Origin of the sequence: Kitasatospora sp. NPDC057512, assembly GCF_042802135.1 — a bacterium.
Classification (GTDB): Bacteria; Actinomycetota; Actinomycetes; order Streptomycetales; family Streptomycetaceae; genus Kitasatospora.
Genome location: NZ_JBHVET010001287.1, coordinates 1 through 1098 on the forward strand (window position 1 = coordinate 1; position 1098 = coordinate 1098).

Below are 1098 nucleotides of genomic sequence, written 5' to 3' on the forward strand. Positions count from 1 at the left end.
GCGCGGCCCGTTGTTCGGTTTCTGTGACCCCAAGGGTGTCCGAGCGGGCCTTCGGACCCTGTAGCGTCGGAACTGCCATGGATATCGCCTACATTCCCAGCCCGTCGCGGGGCGTCCTGTACCTCGGACCGATCCCGCTGCGCGCCTACGCCTTCTGCATCATCCTCGGTGTCGTCGTGGCCGTCTGGCTCGGCAGCAAGCGCTGGGTCGCCCGGGGCGGTGCCAAGCACACCGTCGGCGACATCGCCGTGTGGGCCGTGCCGTTCGGCCTGGTCGGCGGCCGCCTCTACCACGTGATCACCGACGGCGGCCGCCTGTACTTCGCCGAGGGGAAGAACCCCTGGGACGCCCTCAAGATCTGGGAGGGCGGCCTCGGCATCTGGGGCGCGGTCGCGCTGGGCGCGGTCGGCGCCTGGATCGGCGCCCGCCGCCGGGGCGTGCCGCTGCCCGCGTACGCCGACGCCATCGCGCCGGGCATCGCCCTCGCGCAGGCGCTGGGCCGCTGGGGCAACTACTTCAACCAGGAGCTGTACGGCCGGTCGACCACCCTGCCGTGGGGCCTGGAGATCGACAAGACGCTGCCGAACGGCGAGGTCGTGAAGGGCGTCTACCAGCCGACCTTCCTGTACGAGTCGCTGTGGTGCGTCGGTGTCGCGCTGCTGGTGATCTGGGCGGACCGCCGCTTCACGCTGGGCCACGGCCGGGCGTTCGCGCTGTACGTGGCCGCGTACACGGTGGGCCGGTTCTGGATCGAGTGGCTGCGGATCGACGACGCGCACGTCTACTTCGGCCTGCGGCTGAACGACTGGGTGTCCATCGCGGTGTTCGCGGGCGCGGTGGCGTACTTCGTGATCGTGGGGAAGAAGCGGCCCGGGCGGGAGGACCCGGCGAGCATCGATCCGGCCGCGCAGGAGGAGCGGGACGCCGCGGCGGAGGCCGCCGCGACGGGCGGTGCCGTGACGGAGGCCGTCCGGGGCGAGGGCAAGAGCGGCAAGAAGGCCGAGAAGGCCGAGAAGGCCGAGAAGTCCGACGGGAAGGCCGAGGAGAAGGCCGACGGGAAGCCGGCCGCCGAGACGGCCGGCGAGGACGTCAAGAACC

1 protein-coding gene is annotated in these 1098 nt (G+C 71.9%); it reads left to right on the forward strand.

Features of this window, described 5'->3' with window-relative positions:
- Window positions 1-77: 77 nt before the first annotated feature.
- Window positions 78-1098: prolipoprotein diacylglyceryl transferase (lgt, locus tag ACFU6K_RS39530; protein WP_380671583.1), on the forward strand; the 1021-nt coding region annotated here is incomplete at its 3' end.